This is a genomic window from Burkholderia sp. Bp9142 (assembly GCF_003853415.1).
Taxonomy (GTDB): Bacteria; Pseudomonadota; Gammaproteobacteria; order Burkholderiales; family Burkholderiaceae; genus Burkholderia.
The window spans coordinates 44,127-61,805 of record NZ_QTPP01000003.1 but is presented as its reverse complement, the minus strand read 5'-3'; the positions used below and the strand labels follow the sequence as shown (position 1 = coordinate 61,805).

Annotated in this window: 17 protein-coding genes; 12 read left to right on the top strand and 5 right to left on the bottom strand. The window is 68.6% G+C overall.

Translation table 11 applies throughout. The annotated features are described in order from the left end of the window. Positions 1-50 precede the first annotated feature (50 nt). From DIE22_RS04535 to DIE22_RS04520, 4 genes are all read left to right on the top strand, one after another. Entirely contained in the window at positions 51-899 is an 849-nt protein-coding gene (locus tag DIE22_RS04535; RefSeq protein ID WP_185640555.1) for an alpha/beta hydrolase family protein, read from the top strand. A gap of 144 nt (positions 900-1,043) precedes the next feature. After that, the gene (locus tag DIE22_RS04530) at positions 1,044-1,943 is read left to right on the top strand and encodes a LysR family transcriptional regulator (RefSeq protein WP_124604624.1); all 900 of its coding nucleotides are present in this window, start codon (positions 1,044-1,046) and stop codon (positions 1,941-1,943) included. A 96-nt stretch (positions 1,944-2,039) separates the two neighbouring features. Continuing rightward, complete coding sequence (locus tag DIE22_RS04525; RefSeq protein ID WP_124604623.1) at positions 2,040-2,366, top strand: carboxymuconolactone decarboxylase family protein; 327 nt, start codon at positions 2,040-2,042, stop codon at positions 2,364-2,366. A 68-nt stretch (positions 2,367-2,434) separates the two neighbouring features. Next, positions 2,435-3,442 (top strand): aldo/keto reductase, encoded by a 1,008-nt coding sequence (locus DIE22_RS04520; RefSeq protein ID WP_124604622.1) that lies wholly within the window; start codon positions 2,435-2,437, stop codon positions 3,440-3,442. Between the two features lie 218 nt (positions 3,443-3,660). Here the strand turns inward: DIE22_RS04520 and DIE22_RS04515 are convergent, their stop codons facing one another. Next, positions 3,661-3,891, bottom strand: a complete 231-nt coding sequence (locus DIE22_RS04515) for a hypothetical protein (protein WP_124495059.1) — start codon at positions 3,889-3,891, stop codon at positions 3,661-3,663. Positions 3,892-4,171: 280 nt separating this feature from the next. Then, entirely contained in the window at positions 4,172-5,077 is a 906-nt protein-coding gene (locus tag DIE22_RS04510; RefSeq protein ID WP_124495057.1) for a hypothetical protein, read from the bottom strand. Positions 5,078-5,155: 78 nt separating this feature from the next. Here DIE22_RS04510 and DIE22_RS04505 point away from each other — a divergent pair, with 78 nt between their 5' ends. Next, positions 5,156-5,494, top strand: coding sequence for a helix-turn-helix transcriptional regulator (locus tag DIE22_RS04505; RefSeq protein WP_044844401.1), 339 nt, complete (start codon positions 5,156-5,158; stop codon positions 5,492-5,494). A gap of 589 nt (positions 5,495-6,083) precedes the next feature. After that, complete coding sequence (locus DIE22_RS04500; RefSeq protein ID WP_124604621.1) at positions 6,084-8,033, top strand: Xaa-Pro dipeptidyl-peptidase; 1,950 nt, start codon at positions 6,084-6,086, stop codon at positions 8,031-8,033. Positions 8,034-8,180: 147 nt separating this feature from the next. Here the strand turns inward: DIE22_RS04500 and DIE22_RS04495 are convergent, their stop codons facing one another. Together DIE22_RS04495 and DIE22_RS04490 are read right to left on the bottom strand one after the other, a co-directional pair. Next, positions 8,181-9,443 carry a Zn-dependent hydrolase gene (locus DIE22_RS04495; protein WP_124495053.1) on the bottom strand — a complete coding sequence of 421 codons (1,263 nt, stop codon included), beginning with the start codon at positions 9,441-9,443 and terminating at the stop codon, positions 8,181-8,183. 212 nt (positions 9,444-9,655) lie between these two features. Next, a complete protein-coding gene (locus tag DIE22_RS04490) occupies positions 9,656-10,585 on the bottom strand; it encodes a 2-hydroxyacid dehydrogenase (protein WP_124604620.1) in 930 nt (309 codons plus the stop codon). A 167-nt stretch (positions 10,586-10,752) separates the two neighbouring features. Here DIE22_RS04490 and DIE22_RS04485 point away from each other — a divergent pair, with 167 nt between their 5' ends. The 5 genes from DIE22_RS04485 to DIE22_RS04465 all read left to right on the top strand — a co-directional run bounded on the left by DIE22_RS04485 (position 10,753) and on the right by DIE22_RS04465 (position 15,433). Then, positions 10,753-11,676, top strand: coding sequence for an ABC transporter substrate-binding protein (locus DIE22_RS04485; RefSeq protein ID WP_124604619.1), 924 nt, complete (start codon positions 10,753-10,755; stop codon positions 11,674-11,676). Further along, on the top strand, positions 11,673-12,851 hold the full coding sequence (locus DIE22_RS04480; RefSeq protein ID WP_124495047.1) for an ABC transporter permease: 1,179 nt from the start codon (positions 11,673-11,675) through the stop codon (positions 12,849-12,851). The genes DIE22_RS04485 and DIE22_RS04480 overlap by 4 nt, the downstream gene beginning before the upstream one ends. Then, a complete protein-coding gene (locus DIE22_RS04475) occupies positions 12,848-13,786 on the top strand; it encodes an ABC transporter ATP-binding protein (RefSeq protein WP_124604618.1) in 939 nt (312 codons plus the stop codon). Before DIE22_RS04480 ends, DIE22_RS04475 begins: the two co-directional genes overlap by 4 nt. After that, the gene (locus tag DIE22_RS04470) at positions 13,783-14,550 is read left to right on the top strand and encodes an ABC transporter permease (protein WP_124604617.1); all 768 of its coding nucleotides are present in this window, start codon (positions 13,783-13,785) and stop codon (positions 14,548-14,550) included. Before DIE22_RS04475 ends, DIE22_RS04470 begins: the two co-directional genes overlap by 4 nt. A 214-nt stretch (positions 14,551-14,764) precedes the next feature. Continuing rightward, positions 14,765-15,433, top strand: a complete 669-nt coding sequence (locus DIE22_RS04465; RefSeq protein WP_124495041.1) for a lytic transglycosylase domain-containing protein — start codon at positions 14,765-14,767, stop codon at positions 15,431-15,433. Between the two features lie 68 nt (positions 15,434-15,501). Here the strand turns inward: DIE22_RS04465 and DIE22_RS04460 are convergent, their stop codons facing one another. After that, positions 15,502-16,377: a LysR family transcriptional regulator gene (locus tag DIE22_RS04460; RefSeq protein WP_124604616.1), complete on the bottom strand. Its 876-nt coding sequence runs from the start codon at positions 16,375-16,377 to the stop codon at positions 15,502-15,504. A gap of 169 nt (positions 16,378-16,546) precedes the next feature. Here DIE22_RS04460 and DIE22_RS04455 point away from each other — a divergent pair, with 169 nt between their 5' ends. Further along, positions 16,547-17,653 carry an alkene reductase gene (locus DIE22_RS04455; RefSeq protein WP_124604615.1) on the top strand — a complete coding sequence of 369 codons (1,107 nt, stop codon included), beginning with the start codon at positions 16,547-16,549 and terminating at the stop codon, positions 17,651-17,653. The last annotated feature ends 26 nt before the right edge of the window (positions 17,654-17,679 follow it).

The following is a 17,679-nucleotide window of genomic DNA, read 5'->3' as shown; positions in this document are numbered from 1 at the left end:
GGTTTTCCCGATGCCCGACTGCCGAACGGAAACGACACATGCGAGGCTCCATGAACCTGGTACGCACGTTCTGGCTACTGCTGCTGCTCGCCGTCGCGGGCCCGGCCCTCGCCTTTCAGGCGCGGGTCGTCGCGATCCCGAGCGCGGCGATGAACGAGACACTGAGGGCGACCGTCGTGCTGCCGGACGACTACGCGCGCCTGCGCCACGGGCCTGAGCGCAGCGTCGAACGCTTCCCGGTCGTCTACCTGCTGCACGGCTCCGGCGGCGACCACACCGACTGGACCGCAAACACGCGGATCGCCGCGCTGGCCGATCGCTATCACGTGATCCTGGTGATGCCCGACGGCGGACACGAAAGCTGGTACATCGACAGCCCGTTCGACTCCGGCAGCCGCTACGAAACCTTCGTCGGCGACGAAGTCGTGTCCTATGTCGACACCCATTTCAGAACGATCTCGGCCAAGGGCGCGCGCGCGATCACCGGGCTCAGCATGGGCGGCTTCGGTGCGCTGCGCATCGCGCTCGACCGGCCCGACACGTTCGGCGCGGTCGGCAGCATCAGCGGCGCGGTCGATCCGCGCTGCTGCGAGGACGAGCCCGGCATCGACCACGTGTTCGGCGATCCCGGCCGCCATCCGTCGTTCTGGAACCGCAACGCGATCGTCGAAAGCGCGCGCGCGTTCGTCCGTGCGCATCTCGACCTGACGATCGACTGCGGCCGCGACGACTCGTTCGTCGGCTCGAACCGCACGCTGCATCAACGACTCGTCGCACTCGGCGTGCCGCACGACTATGCGGAGCGTCCAGGCGGTCACACGTGGGACTACTGGGCGCATGCGATCCGCTACCAGATGCAGTTCTTCGCGGCGTCGTTCCAGCACGGCGGCTACGCATAGGATCCGCACCCCCGCGTCGCGCGCCATCCGGCAGGCGTGACGCGAGCGGCCCGACGCGCGCGGCGCTGCCGCGCCCTTGCGCCGTTGCATCGCGCGACGGACCCGATGGTAGGATGCGCAGGCATCGACCACCCGACTTCCTCCATGCCGCGCGACAACTTTGCGGACCTGCTCGCCTTCATCGCCGTCGCGCGCGAGCGCAGCTTCACGCGCGCGGCCGCCCGGCTCGGCGTGTCGCAATCCGCACTCAGCCATACGATCCGCTCGCTCGAGACGCGTCTCGGCGTGCGGCTGCTCACGCGCACGACGCGCAGCGTCGCGCCGACCGAAGCCGGCGAGCGCCTGTTGCTCAACCTCGCGCCGCGCTTCGACGAAATCGAGGCCGAACTGTCCGCGCTCGCCGAGCTGCGCGACAAGCCGGCCGGCACCGTGCGCATCAACGCGACCGACTACGTGATCCGCACGCTGCTGTGGCCGAAGCTGTCGCCGATCCTGCGCGACTACCGCGACCTGAAGGTCGAGTTCGTGACCGACTACGGACTGTCCGACATCGTCGCGGAACGCTTCGACATCGGCGTGCGGCTCGGCGACCAGGTCGCGAAGGACATGATCGCGGTACGCATCTCGCCGGACCTGAAGATGGCGATCGTCGGCGCGCCCGCGTATTTCGCGGAGCGCGAGCCGCCCGCGACGCCGCAGGATCTCGTCGCGCACGACTGCATCAACCTGCGCCTGCCGACGCACGGCGCGCTGTACGCATGGGAACTCGCGCGCGGCGACGACACGCTGCAGGTGCGTGTCGACGGCCAGGTCACGTTCAACGGCACCTACGAAATGCTCGACGCGGCGCGCGCCGGCTACGGCCTGGCCTACGTGCCGGCCGAGCTCGCCGCGCCGCACGTCGCCGCCGGCAGGCTCGTCAGCGTGCTCGACGACTGGTGTCCGACGTTTCCGGGCCATCACCTGTACTACGCGAGCCGGCGGCAATCGTCGCGCGCGTTCGCGCTGATCGTCGACGCGCTGCGCCACCCCGGCCATTCATGAGCCGGTTCGATAAGTGCATGCGCATTCCTGGGGATTATCGATAAGCGCGTCGGTGGCTACCATCGTCGATGTCTTCCACGTCCTCCGGAGCCCTCGATGTCCGAACCGACTTCCGCCGCGCGCCAGGCCTTCGGCGCGATCGCGCCGGCCCTCGCCGACTACACCGACAACGTGCTGTTCGGCGACGTGTGGCAGCGCCCCGGCCTGTCGCCGCGCGATCGCAGCCTGATCACGGTTGCGAGCCTCGTCGCGCTGTATCGCGTGAACGAGCTGCTGTTCCATCTGAAGAAGGCGCTCGACAACGGCATCACGCGCGACGAGCTGATCGAGGCGATCACGCATCTCGCGTTCTATTCGGGTTGGCCGACCGCCAGCTCGGCGCTGCCGATCGCGAAGCGCGTGTTCGACGAAGCGGGCGTGTGAGCGCGACCTGCGCACCGATTCAACTGACCTGAACCGGCGCGGGCGCTCGCCCGCATGGAGCCTCTTGCATGGATTACCGCTATCTCGGGCGCAGCGCGCTGAAAGTGTCGCCGCTGTGTCTCGGCGCGATGATGTTCGGCGGCGAAACCGACGAAGCGACGTCGGCGCGCATCATCGACAAGGCGTTCGACCAGGGCGTCAACTTCATCGACACGTCCGACGTCTATCACGCCGGACGCTCGGAAGAAATCGTCGGCCGCGCGATCGCGCGGCATCGCGACAGCTGGGTCGTCGCGACGAAGTTCGGCTATCCGGCCGGACCGGACGCCGGGCCGAACCGTCAGGGCCAGTCGCGCAAATGGATCTGCGAATCGGTCGACGCGAGCCTGAAGCGGCTCGGCACCGATTACATCGACATCCTGTATTTCCATCGCACGCTGACCGATGCACCGCTCGAAGAAGGGATGCGTGCGGTGGCCGACCTGATCCGGCAGGGCAAGGTGCGCTACGTCGGGCTGTCGAACTTCAAGGGCTGGCGCATCGCCGAAATCGTGCGCGTCGCCGACCAGCTCGGCATCGACCGTCCGGTTGCGAGCGAACCGCTGTACAACCTCGTCGATCGCACGGCCGAAGTGGAACAACTGCCGGCGGCCGCGCATTACGGCATCGGCGTCGTGCCGTACAGCCCGCTCGCGCGCGGCGTGCTGACCGGCAAATACGCGCCGGGCACTCAGCCGCCCGCCGATTCGCGTGCGGGCCGCGGCGACCGGCGCATCCAGCAGACGGAATGGCGGCCCGAGTCGCTGCACGTCGCGCGGCAGGTGGCCGCGCATGCGGCGGCGCGCGGCACGACGTCGGTCGCGTTCGCGCTCGCGTGGGTGATGAAGAACCGGATCGTCAGCTCGACGATCGCCGGGCCGCGCACCGAGGCGCACTGGGACAGCTACGTCGATGCGCTGACGCTCGAACTTGGCCCCGACGACGAACGCTTCGTCGATTCGCTGGTGCCGCCGGGGCATGCGTCGACGCACGGTTATACGGATCCCGGCTATCCGGTCGAAGGGCGGAAGGTGTGATGTTCGTCCGCTGAAACCGGATGCGCGCGGCCCGCCGGCATGATGCGGCGCGTGCGATGGCTGGGAGGTGGGGGATGAACGGCTGACGCGCCGGACGCTCTCGTCCGGCAAGCGGGTGCATGGCACGTCGTCACGCCAGGCGTCACGCGACGCGGCGAAACAACGAAAACGAAAAACGGAAGACGACAGCGGCGCAAGCGAATGCAGAAGCCGCGCATTCAGATGCCGCGCGCCGTGTCGGCGCTCACCACGCGATCGAAGCATTCCTGCGCACGCGCCAGTTCGTCGAGCGCGCGATCGAGGCGCGACATCGCACGTGCATATTCGGCCGACGAGATGTCGTCGTCGCTTTCGCCGCGTACCGCGCGAAACGCCTGATCGACGTTGCGCGTCGCCTCGACGAAGCGTTGCGCGGCCCGGGCTTCCCGCGAACAGATGCGAGTCGACATCGACACTTCTCCCTCAGGGTTGCTGTGTGAAGCAAGCCGACGCTCAGTGTGCGTGGCGCGCATGTCGGCGGCGTGAACGACGGCAGGCAGCCTGTCGACGCACGGCCACCGCGCGGCGCGCGGCGCGCTTCGTGGCGATTGTCGCGCGACGCTCGCCGATCCGCTACGACGAGATTGCAACAAATTCTTGCGCGCGCCGAGACGGCGGCCGCGCGTGTCGTTGCACGCGCATTCGGCAGCCCTGCCCTGCGTCACGCGCCGCGCATCGGCGGCGCGAACGTCATGCGCGCCCGATGCGCGGAAGCACGAGACCGCCGAACGCCGCCGCTTCACCGGGCGACAGATCGAACAGATCGCCGGTGGGCTCGCGCGGATGCTCGGCCGCGGGCCGGCTGCGCAGCCGCGCGACATGCGTGGGCGCGACGTAGGCGGCCGCCGTTTCGATCGGCGGCACGTCGAACAGATCGCGCGTGACGCCGCGCACGGCATCCGTCGGCGACTCGCCGCGCAAGCGCGCGACCAGCTCGACGAAGCGATCGAAATCGCCAGCGCGCGTCGCCTTGTTCACCTCGGCGAGATCGCGCGCCTTCAGCACGCACGGCTGCGCGAGCCGCACGAAATACGGCGCTTCGAGTTCGACCGACAGCGCGAGCGGATAGCTCTTGCCGGTTTGCTCCTTCGCACGCCCGATGCAGTCGACCACGGCCGCGCCCTGCGCGACGCCGAGCGGCTTGCCGGTGCTCACGCTGCGCAGGTGATCCGGGAACACGCGCAGTTGCGTGCCGACCGTCAGCGCGGTGGACGACGCGCAGACGAGCGCGTAGTGCTGTTCGCGACGCCGGCCCGACGGCAGCGTCGAACGGCTCGCGATGAACGTGTGCGGTGGCAGCGGCCGTACCTGGCCGCTGGCGTCGATCCATGCATTCCACAGCAGCGCGTTCTCGCGCTTGCGCTCGCCCGGCCGCGTGCGCGACGCGACCGGCGAAAACAGCGCGAGCAGCGAGCCCGTGCGATGCGCGGCGACTTGCGCGCTGCTGCCGAGCGGCTGGTTGATGCCCCACAGAAAACGCCCGCCCCCGAGCCGGCGCTCCCATTCCTTGCGGAGCACGACGGTCGGCAGTTCCTCGCCGGACTCGGTACCGATCTTCGTCCAGCAGAACGTGGGAGGGAGGTGTTTCAGTGTCATCAACTTTCTCGGGATACAGCCTCGCTGGTGACAGCAAGCCCATTCAACAACCGTAACTGTATAGGTATAATGCATCGCATGGAAGCCCCGGACCATGATTTTCCTGTACAAGACCTGTTACGCCGCCTGATGGCGGACACACGCTCGTCCAGCGAAATTGCGCGACTTTCCGGGGTCAGCCAGCCGACCGTGTCGCGCCTGCGGCTGTCCAACGGGCATCGGCTGCGGCGCAGCGCGCCATTCAACAAGCTATGCAGTTTCTACGGCGTCGATACCGGCCCGGCGCGCCGCCGCTACAACGATCTGCTGCGCGACGCGATCGTCGACGCCTGGGACGGCTCCGACGAGCACGGGCGCGCGCTGCTGGTCGTGATTCAGGGATTGAAGGATCTGCAGGCGAAGGCCGACGACGGGTGACGGCACGCAGGCGTGCATGAATGGAAGGAAGGCTGGCGGCACTCAGCGAGCGGGCGGTGGCGAATACGATTCGTCATCGCCCGTTTTGCATCCGGGCGACGCGATACGAAGCAACGGCAGGCGCGTCGCCGGACGCGCGCGACGCAATCGCACCACCCGCCCCGCATCGGCAACGCGCCGAAACTTTATTTACCCTCAGCTAAAAAAGTTTGACACGGCGTTTTCACTGAGATAAGTTTTGCGCAAGCTTCCGGAAAGCAAACGCGAACCGGCAAGCCATCACGATGCGCGGCGCGGCCGAAGCCGCCGATCCGTTTCATTCCGTCGCCGCACGCGCATCGCGTCACGTGTTTCCGCAGCGCAGCACCGCAACTCGCAACATCCCCGTCTCATCGAGTGGTGTCGTTCCGCTTCATCTGGAAGGACGCGCGGCATGCGTTCACTTGATTCGCAGTCCTGCATGACTCGCGGCGCCGCCGTCTTCCCGATGGTGCAGTTTCCTCTTCGTCGCATGCAGTAATCGGCCCGGCCCGCAGGGGGCGTATCGCGGACCGGTCGTCTACACACAATCAAAAGAACGAGGTCGGCAATGCAATTTCATGTCAGAGGATCGCGTCGCGCATGGCTGCCCGCGCTCGTTGCAGCGGCAACACTCGCCGCGTGCGGCGGTGACGACGGCGGCAGCGTGGCGGGCGTGTCCGCACTCGCGCAAGGTCAAGGTCAGCAGGACGACGGCGCCGCATCGGCGGCCGGCGCGCAAGGGCTCGCATCGCGCATGTCGCCGTCGGGCGTTCCGTACGCGAATCCCGCCAGCGGCGGACGCTACAAACCGGTGATCAGCAACGGCCAGGTACAGCCGTCGCTGTCGGGCGGCACGATCGAGGAAAACGCGTGGGTCGACACGCCGGTCGATTCCGACGGCGACGGCACGCGCGACCGCATTCACGTGCGCATCGTGCGGCCGTCCGAAACCGCGAACGGCGCCCGCACGCCGGTCATCGTGCTCGCGAGCCCGTACTATGCAGGGCTCGCCGACAGCCCCAACCACGACGTCGACGTCGAACTCGACGGCACGCCGCATCCCGCGGCGGCCGCCGGCGCCGCCTCCGCCCGCATCATGGCCGCGATACCGCAAGTACAAATGCTGCAGCAGCTCGAAGCAGCCGCGGCCGGCCGTTCATGGATCGAAGGCTACTTCGTGCCGCGCGGCTTCACGATCGTCTATGCGGATTCGCTCGGCACCGCCGGTTCCGACGGCTGCCCGACGATCCTCACACGCGACGAATCCGTCGCGATGGCGTCGGTGATCCGCTGGCTCGGCCGCGATGCGAGCGCGAAGGATGCGAACGGCAAGGCGGTCGTCGCGAACTGGTCGACGGGCCACGTCGGCATGTACGGCGTGTCGTACGACGGCACGCTGCCGAAGATGGTCGCGAGCCTGCGCACGCGCGGGCTCGACGCGATCGTGCCGATCGCCGGCCTGTCGAACATGTACGGCTACTACCGCTCGGGCGGGCTCGTGCGCGCGCCGGAGGGCTATCAGGGCGAGGACGTCGATGTCTATATCAAGGCGCTGCTGACGAATGCGCATCCGGAGCGCTGCACGCACCTGATCGACGAGGCGCTGCAGCAGGAAGACCGCAAGACCGGCGACTATTCGCCATTCTGGGCCGCGCGCGACATCCCGACCGCGCACGCCGTCGCGCCGGCACTCGTCGCGCAGGGGCTGACCGACGACAACGTGCGCGTGGACCAGTCGACGTCGTGGTATCTCGCGATGCGGCGCCAGGGCGTGCCGACGCAGCTGTGGCTGCACCGCCTGAAGCACACCGACCCGACCCGCGTGCCGGCGATGGCCGACGCGTGGACGGTGGAGGTGAACCGCTGGTTCACGCGCTACCTGATCGGCGTCGACAACGGCGTCGAGCGCGATCCGCGCGCGGTGGTCGCGCAGGCCGACGGCACGCTGCTGAAGGAAGCTGACTGGGCCGCGCGCAGCGCCACGCCGGTCGCGTATTTCGCGGGCGGCGACGGCACCGGCACCGGCACGCTGTTGCGGATGCCGAACGGCGGCCCGCTCGCACGCTTCACCGACGATGCGTCGATTCCCGCGCTCACGCTGGCGAACGCCGCGACCGGCGAGCATCGCAGCCGCTTCGAGACGGCCCCGTTCACGGCCGCGACGCGCCTGTCCGGCACCGCGACCGCGCGCGTGCGGCTGACCTTCAACGGCGTCGCGAACGTGACGGCGCTGCTGGTCGATCGCGCGCCGGACGGCACGGCGACGATCGTCACGCGGGCATGGACCGATCCGCGCAATCGCGTGTCGGACTGGATCTCGGAGCCCGTGCTGCCGGGGATGCCGTATGACCTGAAGCTGACGTTCATGCCGCGCGACTACAAGCTCGAAGCGGGCCACAAGCTCGGCCTCGTGGTGCTGTCGAGCGACAACGAGGCGACGCTGCGGCCGACACCGGGCACGGGTCTCGCACTCGATCCGGCAGGCACGTCGGTGACGGTGCCGCTGGTGTCGTCCTGAGCGGGCGAGGTCAGCCGGCACGCGTGACGGCCATGCGCGTGCGATCGCGAACGATCGCACGCACCCAGTGCCGAACGCCACGTACCGCAGGCGCCGCGCGACGATGCTTCACCGGCGCGCGGCGCCTTTCTTCATCGCCAACCCTGCTCAACCGGCCACGAGACGCCTGAGTACGACGTCCAGCAACACCTTCGCGCCGTCGACGAGCTGATCGTCGTCGGTATGTTCGCGCGGGTTGTGGCTGATCCCGCCGCGGCTCGGCACGAAGATCATCGCGGCCGGCGCGATGCGCGCGATCATTTGCGCGTCGTGGCCGGCGCCCGACGTCATCCGGCGATGCGAAAACCCCATCCGCCGCGCCGACGCCTCGATTTCGTCGGCAAGGCCCGCGTCGAACACGACCGGCTCGAAACGCACGAGCCGCTCGGTCGTGATCCGGACCCCCTCTTGCGCCGCCACCTGGTCGAGGAACCCGGCAAGGCGCTTCTCCGCCTCCTGCAGGCGCGATTCGTCCGGGTCGCGCAGGTCCACCGTGAATACGGCCTTGCGCGGGATCACGTTGATGACGTTCGGTTCGATGCGCAGCATGCCGATCGTCGCGAGGGTCGTGCCGCTCGCTACCGTCAGTTCGCGCAGGAAGGTCGCGACCGCCGCCGCCGTCCAGCCGGCGTCATGCCGCAGATGCGTCGGCGTCGTGCCGGCATGGTTCGCGTTCCCCTGCACGGTGACCTGCTGCCATGAAATGCCCTGCAGGTTCTCGACCACGCCGATGCGGATCTGCTCGGCCTCGAGGATCGGCCCCTGCTCGATGTGCAGTTCGACGTACTCGTGCGGCACGATCGCGCCGGGTTCGAGTTCGCCCGCATAGCCGATCCGTGCGAGTTCGTCGCCCAGGCGCGTGCCGTCGATGCCGACCGTGTCCAGCGCAGCGTCGACCGACATGCCGCCGGCATGGACGAGCGAACCCATCATGTCCGGCTGATAGCGGATGCCCTCTTCGTTCGTGAATGCGCCGATCGCGATCGAGCGCCGCGGCTTGATCCCTGCGCGACGAAAGGCCCGTGCGACGGCAAGGCCGGCCAGCACGCCGTAACAGCCGTCGAGCGCGCCGGCATTCGTCACGGTATCGATATGCGAGCCCATCATCAGTGGGCGCTCGCTGCCGTCGTCGGATTCGGAGCGAAGCGTCCCGAAAATGTTGCCGATCCGGTCGACCTGAATGTCGAGATCCAGCTCGCGCATCCACGCGACGACGAGATCGCGCCCGGCCCGCTCGTCGTCCGTCAGCGCGATCCGGGTCCGGCCACCGGCTTCGGGATCGGCACCGATTTCACCGAGTTGTCGCAGTTGGTCGAGCAGAAGCGCTCCATCCAGCTCGAGCGCCGGCAGCGGTATGGCGGGGGGATTCATCGATCGTCTCCATGTGCGGCACGCATCCGGCCAGTTGCCGGACTTGATGGAGTGAAATGTTATTTCAGCCTGATCGATAATTCGGCTCTGAATTCGCGGTCTCGACGCAATTTTTTCTCATCTTCGCGCGCGGGTGGCGATAAACGCGTGCCGGTACTGCTTCGCCCCGGCCCGCCCTTTCATGCCTTGCGCACGTGCCGCCCCCGCGTCGCTCACACCGGCGTCAGCACCGGCTCCCCCGCGAAATGCCGCGCCGCATTGTCGAGAAACTGCTGCACCGAGCGATCGAGCGCCTCCGGCGACCAGCCGCCCATGTGCGGTGTCAGCACGATATTGTCGAGCGCCGTCAGCGCGCGCGGCGGCTCCGGCTCGCCTTCGTACACGTCGAGCCCCGCGCCCGCGATGCGCCGTTCGCGCAGCGCATCCGCCAGAGCAGCGGTATCGACAACACTGCCGCGCGACACGTTGACGAGAAACCCTGCGGGACCAAGCGCATCGAGCACCGCGCGATCGATCAGGTGGCGCGTGCCCGCGCCGCCCGGCGTCGCGACGATCAGGAAATCGGCCCAGTGCGCGAGCGCCTCGACGCGCTCGAAATAGCGATACGGAACATCCTTCGCGGAACGGTTGTGATAACCAATCTCGATGTCGAAGCCGGCCGCGCGGCGCGCGCACTTCTCGCCGATCTTGCCGAGCCCGACGATGCCGAGCCGCTTGCCCGATACGTTCGGCGGCATCGGCAGCCCCTCACGCCAGACGCCCGCGCGGGTTTTCGCATCGAGCTGCACGACGTTGCGCACCGCGGCGAGCAGCAGCGCGAATGCGTGATCGGCGACGCAATCGTCGTTGGTGCCCGCGCCCGTCACCACGGTGATGCCGCGCGCCTTCGCATGCGCGACGTCGATGTGCTCGTAGCCGGCACCGAGCGCGCTGACGAACGTGAGCTGCGCCAGGCGATCGATTTCAGCGGCAGTCAGGCCCGTGCTGCCGTTGGTCAATACCGCGCGAATCGTGCCGCCGCGTTCGGCAATCGTGCGCTCACGCTCCTCGGCAGTCGGTGCATGGTGGACGTCGTACGACGCGGTGATCTGGCGGTGCGCGTCACCGCGCAGCGCGATAAGGACCAGCAGCTCGGGCTTCATGTGGGCAAGTGTCCGCAGACGGGAATGCGTTCCAGTGTAACAACGGCGCGTGACGCGCGCGCGTTACCCCCACGCGTGCTGTGGACGTGCTGCCGCACGCGGTTTGCCAAAGCCGGCTCAGTCAAGTAACTTTCGGCGTACGCCCCCCGTTCTGGAGAATGGCCCTGATGAAGCTCGCCCTGCCCGCCCGGATCCTGGGCCTCGCGTTCGCCGCCGCTGTCGTCGCACCCGGCGCGCACGCCGACACGCCCGTCGTGGTGTCGTCGAAGATCGACACCGAAGGCAACCTGCTCGGCAACGTCATCGCACAGGTGCTGAAGGCCCACGGCATCCCCGTCACCGAAAAGATCGCGCTCGGCACGACGCCGATCGTGCGCAAGGCGCTCACGAGCGGCGAGATCGACATCTACCCCGAGTACACGGGCAACGCGGCGTTCTTCTTCAACAAGGCCGACGATCCCTTGTGGAAGAACGCAGGCCAGGGCTACGACACCGCGAAGAAGCTCGACTACGCGGCGAACCATCTCGTCTGGCTCGCACCGGCGCCCGCGAACAACACATGGGGCGTCGCCGTGCTCGCGCCCATCGCGCAATCGCAGCACCTGAAGACCTTCTCCGATTTCGGCAAGTGGATCACGGGCGGCGGCAAGCTGAAGCTCGCGGCGTCCGCCGAATTCGTGAACAGCGCATCCGCGCTGCCGTCGTTCGAGAAGGCATACGGCTTCAAGCTGAAACCCGATCAGCTCGTCGTGCTGTCGGGCGGCGACACGGCCGCGACGATCAAGGCCGCCGCAAACCAGACCGACGGCGTGAACGCGGCGATGGTATACGGCACCGACGGCGGCATCGCATCGAGCGGCCTCGTCGTGCTCGACGACGACAAGCACGTGCAGCCCGTCTATGCGCCGACGCCGGTGATCCGCGAAGCCGTGCTGAAGGCGCATCCGCAAATCGCGGACTACCTGAAGCCGGTGTTCGCGAGCCTCGACCTGAAGACGCTGCAGACGCTGAACGCGCGCATCCAGATCAACGGCGAGCCGGCGGCCGGCGTCGCCAAAAGCTACCTGAAGTCGAAGGGCTTCGTTAAGTGACGGGTCGCGCGGTGGCGTCCGCGCGGCGCATCACGCTCGACAAGGTCGGCATCCTGATCGGTGTATTGACGATCGTCGCGGTATTCGGCACGCCGTTCATGGTGCTGCGCCCGAACCGCATCGCGGCCGGCACGGGGCTGTCGGTGTTCGCCGCGCTGCCCGCCGTCCAGGGTGCCGCGCTCGCCGCGCTGTGGACCGTCGGCGCGCTGTGGGCGATGACGGCGAGCCGCCCCGCCTGGCGGCTCGCGGCCGGCTGCACGTGGCTCGCGACGCTCGCCTATGCGGTCGGCGCGGCCGCGGCGCACGTCGTCCCGCCCGACGACATGCTCGCGCGGATTTCGCCCGCGGCAGGCGTCTGGCTGCTGCTGTTCGCGTGGGCCGTGCTCGTCGCGGACGCACTCGCGCGGCTCGCGTTCGGCCCGTGGCGGCGCCTCGTCGCGCTCGCCGTCGCCATGGCAGCGATATCGGTGCCGCTCGCGAGCGGCGGGTGGGACGGCCTGTCCGTGATGCGCGAATACGCGGTGCGCAACGACGACTTCTGGCGCGAGGCAATCCGGCACGTCTCGCTCGCGGGCGGTTCGGTCGCGGCCGCCCTCGTCGCGGGCCTGCCGCTCGGCATCGCATGCGCGCGGATGGCACCGGTGCGCACCGTCGTGATGCCGGTGCTCAATATCGTGCAGACGATCCCGAGTATCGCGATGTACGGGCTGATGATGGCGCCGCTCGGCCTGCTCGCCGCGCACGTGCCGCTCGCGGCCGCGCTCGGCATTCGCGGGATCGGCGTCGCGCCGGCCGTGCTCGCGCTGTTTCTCTACTCGCTGCTGCCGATCGCGTCGAGCGTGGTGGTCGGACTCGAGCAGGTGCCGCCGCATGTGACCGAAGCGGCACGCGCGATGGGCATGACGCGCGCGCAGCGGCTCCTGGGCGTCGACCTCGTGCTCGCGCTGCCGGTGATCCTGAGCGGCGTGCGCATCGTGCTCGTGCAGAACATCGGCCTGACCGCGGTCGCCGCGCTGATCGGCGGCGGCGGATTCGGCACCTTCATCTTCCAGGGGATCGGCCAGTCGGCCGCCGATCTCGTGCTGCTCGGCGCGATCCCGACGATCGCGCTCGCGCTGGCAGCCGCCGTCGTGTTCGAAGCCGCGACCACCCTCGCGAAGGGACGTACTGCATGATCGAGATCGAACACATCGGCAAACGCTTCGGCGACGTCGCCGCCGTCGACGACGTGTCGCTGACGATGAAGCAAGGCACGATCACCGCGCTCGTCGGCGCGTCCGGCAGCGGCAAGTCGACGCTGCTGCGGATGATCAACCGGCTGATCGCGCCAACCAGCGGCACGATCCGCATCGACGGCGTCGACACCGCGAGCGTGCCGCCCGAGCAGCTGCGGCGGCGCATCGGCTACGTGATCCAGGGGCACGGCCTGTTCCCGCACTGGAGCGTCGCGCGCAATATCGCGACCGTGCCGCGCCTGCTCGGCTGGCCGGCCGCGCGCATCGACGCGCGCGTGCGCGAACTGCTCGAACTGTTTCACCTCACGCCGTCCGAGTTCGCGGACAAGCTGCCGCACGAACTGTCGGGCGGCCAGCAGCAACGCGTCGGCGTCGCGCGCGCGCTCGCGGCCGAGCCCGCGATGCTGCTGATGGACGAGCCGTTCGGCGCGCTCGATCCGATCATCCGCAACAAGGCGCAGGACGATCTGTACGCGCTGCAGCGCCGCCTCGGCATCACGGTCGTGATCGTCACGCACGATATCGAGGAAGCGCTGAAACTCGGCGATACGATCGCGGTGATGGACGGCGGCCGGCTGCTGCAGGTCGCGTCGCCGGCCGAGATTCTCGGCAAACCGGCGGCGGGCGTGGTCGAGCAGCTCGTCGCGGGCGTCGACCGGCCGCTGCGCCTGCTGGCGCTGACGCCGATCGATGCGGTGGCCGAACCCGGTCACGCCGACGGCGAACCGATCGCCGCGACGCGCACGCTGCGCGATGCGGTATCCGAACTGCTGTGGCGCGGCGTCGACGCCTTGCCGGTCGGCGACGGCAACGGGCGCGACGCGCGCCGCATCACGCTCGACGCAATCCGCGCGCACGCGAGGCAGCCCGCATGACGACGCGGCACGCGCGTTCGCCCCGGCCGCGGCGGCTGCCCGTGTATGTCACACGTGCGGCCGCGTTCGTGCTGCTGCTCGTGCTGCTGCTGCGGCCTGCGTGGCTGCAGGGCGTGTTCGCGCCGTTCGCGGACAACGGCGCGCCGGTCATCTACGATCGCGCGAGCCTGCTCGACCTCACGCTCGCGCATCTCGGCACCGTCGCGCTGTCGAGCCTGATCGGCACGCTGGTCGCGGTTGCGGCCGGCATCGCCGTCACGCGGCCGTCCGGCGCGGATTTCCTGCCCGTTGCGCGCAGCGTCGTCGACATCGGCCAGACCTTTCCGCCGGTCGCGGTGCTCGCGCTCGCGGTGCCGGCCGTCGGCTTCGGGTTGAAACCCGTGCTGATCGCGCTCGTGCTGTACGGGCTCCTGCCGATTTTCGAGAGCACGATCGCGGGGCTCGAGGACGTGCCGCGCGACGTCGTCGAAGCCGCCCGCGGGATGGGGATGAGCGGCTGGCAGCAACTGGTGTCGGTCGAGCTGCCGCTCGCGTTCCCGGTGATCGTGAACGGCATCCGGCTCGCGGTCGTGATCAATCTCGGCACCGCGACGATCGGGTCGACGGTCGCCGCGCGCGGGCTCGGCGACGTGATCATCGCGGGCCTGCAGACGTCGAACACCGCGTTCGTGCTGCAGGGCGGCGTGATCGTCGGGCTGCTCGCCGTGCTGGTCAGCGATGCGATCGGCGCGCTTGGGCGGGTGGCGAGCGCACGGCGGGCCTAGCACACCGGCAGTCGCGGCTCCGCCCGCAAAAAGGGCGCACGAAAAAATCGGACCACGCTTGATCCGGACTCCGATGCGTGTTCGTACAACGATCCCGCCTGCACACGGCGCACATCGATACAAGCCTACATCGCGCTTTCATTCGAGCCTGCGCTCGAACGCACCGGACAATTGGCCGATATACTATGCGCCTCCCATTTTCCCGCCCTCCACCATGCGACGACGGTTTCTCTGGCTGATCGTGCTTTCGCTCGGCATTGCGCAACCGGCCACGGCGCAGCAGGCACCCGCGCTGCCTGCCTCCGCGCCCGAAGCCGCCGCATCCGCGCCGACCGGAGCCTCCGCGCCGCTCGCGAACGATCAGCCAAACGAAGCAAACCGTCGCATCACCTCGTACCTGACGAAGAAATTCGGTGTCGCGAAGGAGCGCGCCGCGAAGCTCGCCGATATCGTGAGCGTCACTGCGACGAAATATTCACTGCCTCCGGCACTCGTTTACGCGATTATCTCGATCGAATCGCGCTTCCAGGAAAAGGCGCGCGGCCAGCGTGGCGCGACCGGGCTGATGCAGGTCGTGCCGGCCGCGCACCGCGGCATGCTGCGCGACGTGAAGGATCTGACCGAGCCGAATGCGAACGTCGACGTCGGCTCCAAGATCCTGTCGGGCTACGTGCGGGCAGCCGGCGGCAACGTGCAGGCCGGGCTGAAGAGCTACGGCGGATCGAATGCGTATGCGGCGAAGGTGATGCAGCGGGTCGACACGTTCCGCTTCGTGCTCGAACCCGAAGACGGCGCGAACGCCGCGAGCGACGGGAAGGCGCACATGGTGCCGGTCAGCGATTCGTCGACTGCTGCGCCCGCCGCGAGCCGCAACGCGAGGTAAGCGCGCCGCGCGCCATGCGCGCGTGCGCATCCTGAAGCAGCAGAACGCACGACGGCACGCTCCGCCCGTCACTCCCGCGCGAAATGCGCGCGCAGAAACTCGATGAAAACCTGCGTCTTCGCAGGCAGCAGCCGCGTTTCCGTCATCGCATAGACGGGCACCGGCACCCCTTCCCATTCAGGCAGTACGCGGCGCAACCGCCCTGCGGCCACGTCGTCGGCCACCACTTCCTCCGGCAACTGGATGATCCCCGCGTCGTGCACGGCCAGTTGCCGGTTCATGCCGACACTGTTCACGACGAACCGTCCGCCCACCGGCACCTCGACCGCGCGCTCGCCGCGGCGCAGCGTCCACGCGGTGACGCGTTGCACGCTCAGGCACTGATGGCGCGTCAGGTCGTCCGGTTCGAGCGGCTCGCCCGAGCGTTCGAGATAGCGTGGCGACGCATACAGGGCGTTTCGGAACGTCGCGAGCCGCCGCGCGACGAGCTGCGAGTCCGCGGATTCGCCGATGCGGATCGCGACGTCGAACGGCTCGCTGACCAGGTCGACGCGCCGCGACGTCAGCTCGAAATCAAAGGTCAGCTTCGGATACCGTGCCGCGAATTCGACGATCAGCGGCGTCAGGTAGATCACCGCGAAATCGACCGGAAACGACGCGCGCAGCACGCCCGCCGGTTCGGCCAGCAGCCCGCCGAGCTGCTCGTGCGCGAGCCGCGCCTCGTCGACGATACGCTTGCAGCGCTCGAAGTACAGCTGCCCGGCCTCCGTGAGCTCGATCCGGCGCGTCGTGCGATGCAGCAAGCGCAGGCCAATCGCCTTTTCCAGCGCGCCGATCCGCCGCGACAGCGTCGAATTCGGCATGCCCAGCGTCTGGGCGGCACTGCGAAAGCCGCGCGCCTTCACGACCTCCACGAACAGCGCCATGTCGTTCAGCAGTTCCATGCTGACTGCTCCATCAATGGATCAATGTTCTCCACGATACCCGGTTTATCTCGAAAAAGAAGCAATGGATGATGCAGGCGTGGAGGCGAGGCCGGCGCAACGCGTGCGGCCGCTGCCCGATGCGGCATCGCCCTGGTGGCGCATCCCGAACTTCGATGAGGAAAACGCGATGAAACAACTGTTCGTTCCGGTCCGTGCCGACCAGGACACGCCGCAACTGTTCGACCCGGTCCGCGTCGGCCGGTACATGCTCGACAACCGCCTCGTGATGGCACCGATGACGCGCAGCCGCGCCGCATTCGACGGCACGCCCGGCGCATGGGCCGCCGAGTACTACGCGCAACGCGCGGGCCTCGGGCTGATCGTCACCGAAGGCACGCAGCCGTCCGACGACGGCCAGGGCTACCTGACGACGCCGGGCATTTATACCGACGCGCACGTCGCCGGCTGGAAGACGATCAGCGACGACGTGCATGCGCGCGGCGGCCGGCTGTTCATCCAGCTGATGCACGTCGGCCGCATGTCGCACCCCGACAACACGCCGCATCACCGGCAGGGCGTCGCGCCGTCGGCGATCGCGCCGGGCGTGCCGATGTTCACCGCGACGGGCATGCAGCAGATTCCGGCGCCGCGCGCGCTGACGACGGCCGAGGTGCGCGACACCGTGAACGACTTCCGCTTCGCCGCGCGACGCGCGATCGAGGCCGGCGCCGACGGCGTCGAGATCCACGGCGCGAACGGGTATCTGGTCCAGCAGTTCCTCGCGCCGAACGCCAATACGCGCACCGACGCGTACGGCGGGTCGATCGAGAATCGCGGACGTTTCGCGATCGAGGTCGCTGCGGCGATCGCCGACGAGATCGGCGCGGATCGCACGGCGATCCGCCTGTCGCCCGGCACCACGCTGTGGGGGATCGACGAAGGTCCGGAAGGCGCCGACCTGTATCGCTACCTCGCGACGCAGCTCGACGCGCTCGGCCTCGCGTACCTGCACGTGATGCATCAGGGCGACGAATCGCTGCTCGCGGACCTGCGTGCGCGCTGGCGCGGCACGCTGATCCTGAACCGCCCGGGCCGCGCGCGCGACGCGATCGGTGCCGATGTGGCATCGGGTCTCGCCGATCTCGAAGCGTACGGCCAGATGGTGCTCGCCAACCCGGATTTCGTGACGCGCGTGAAGACGGGCGCGCCGCTGAACGACGCGCAGCGCGAGACGTTCTTCGGCGGCGACGCGCGCGGGTATGTCGATTACCCGGTGCTGAGCGGCGCTGCATAAGCGCTGCAAAGAGAAACGGCGCGTCA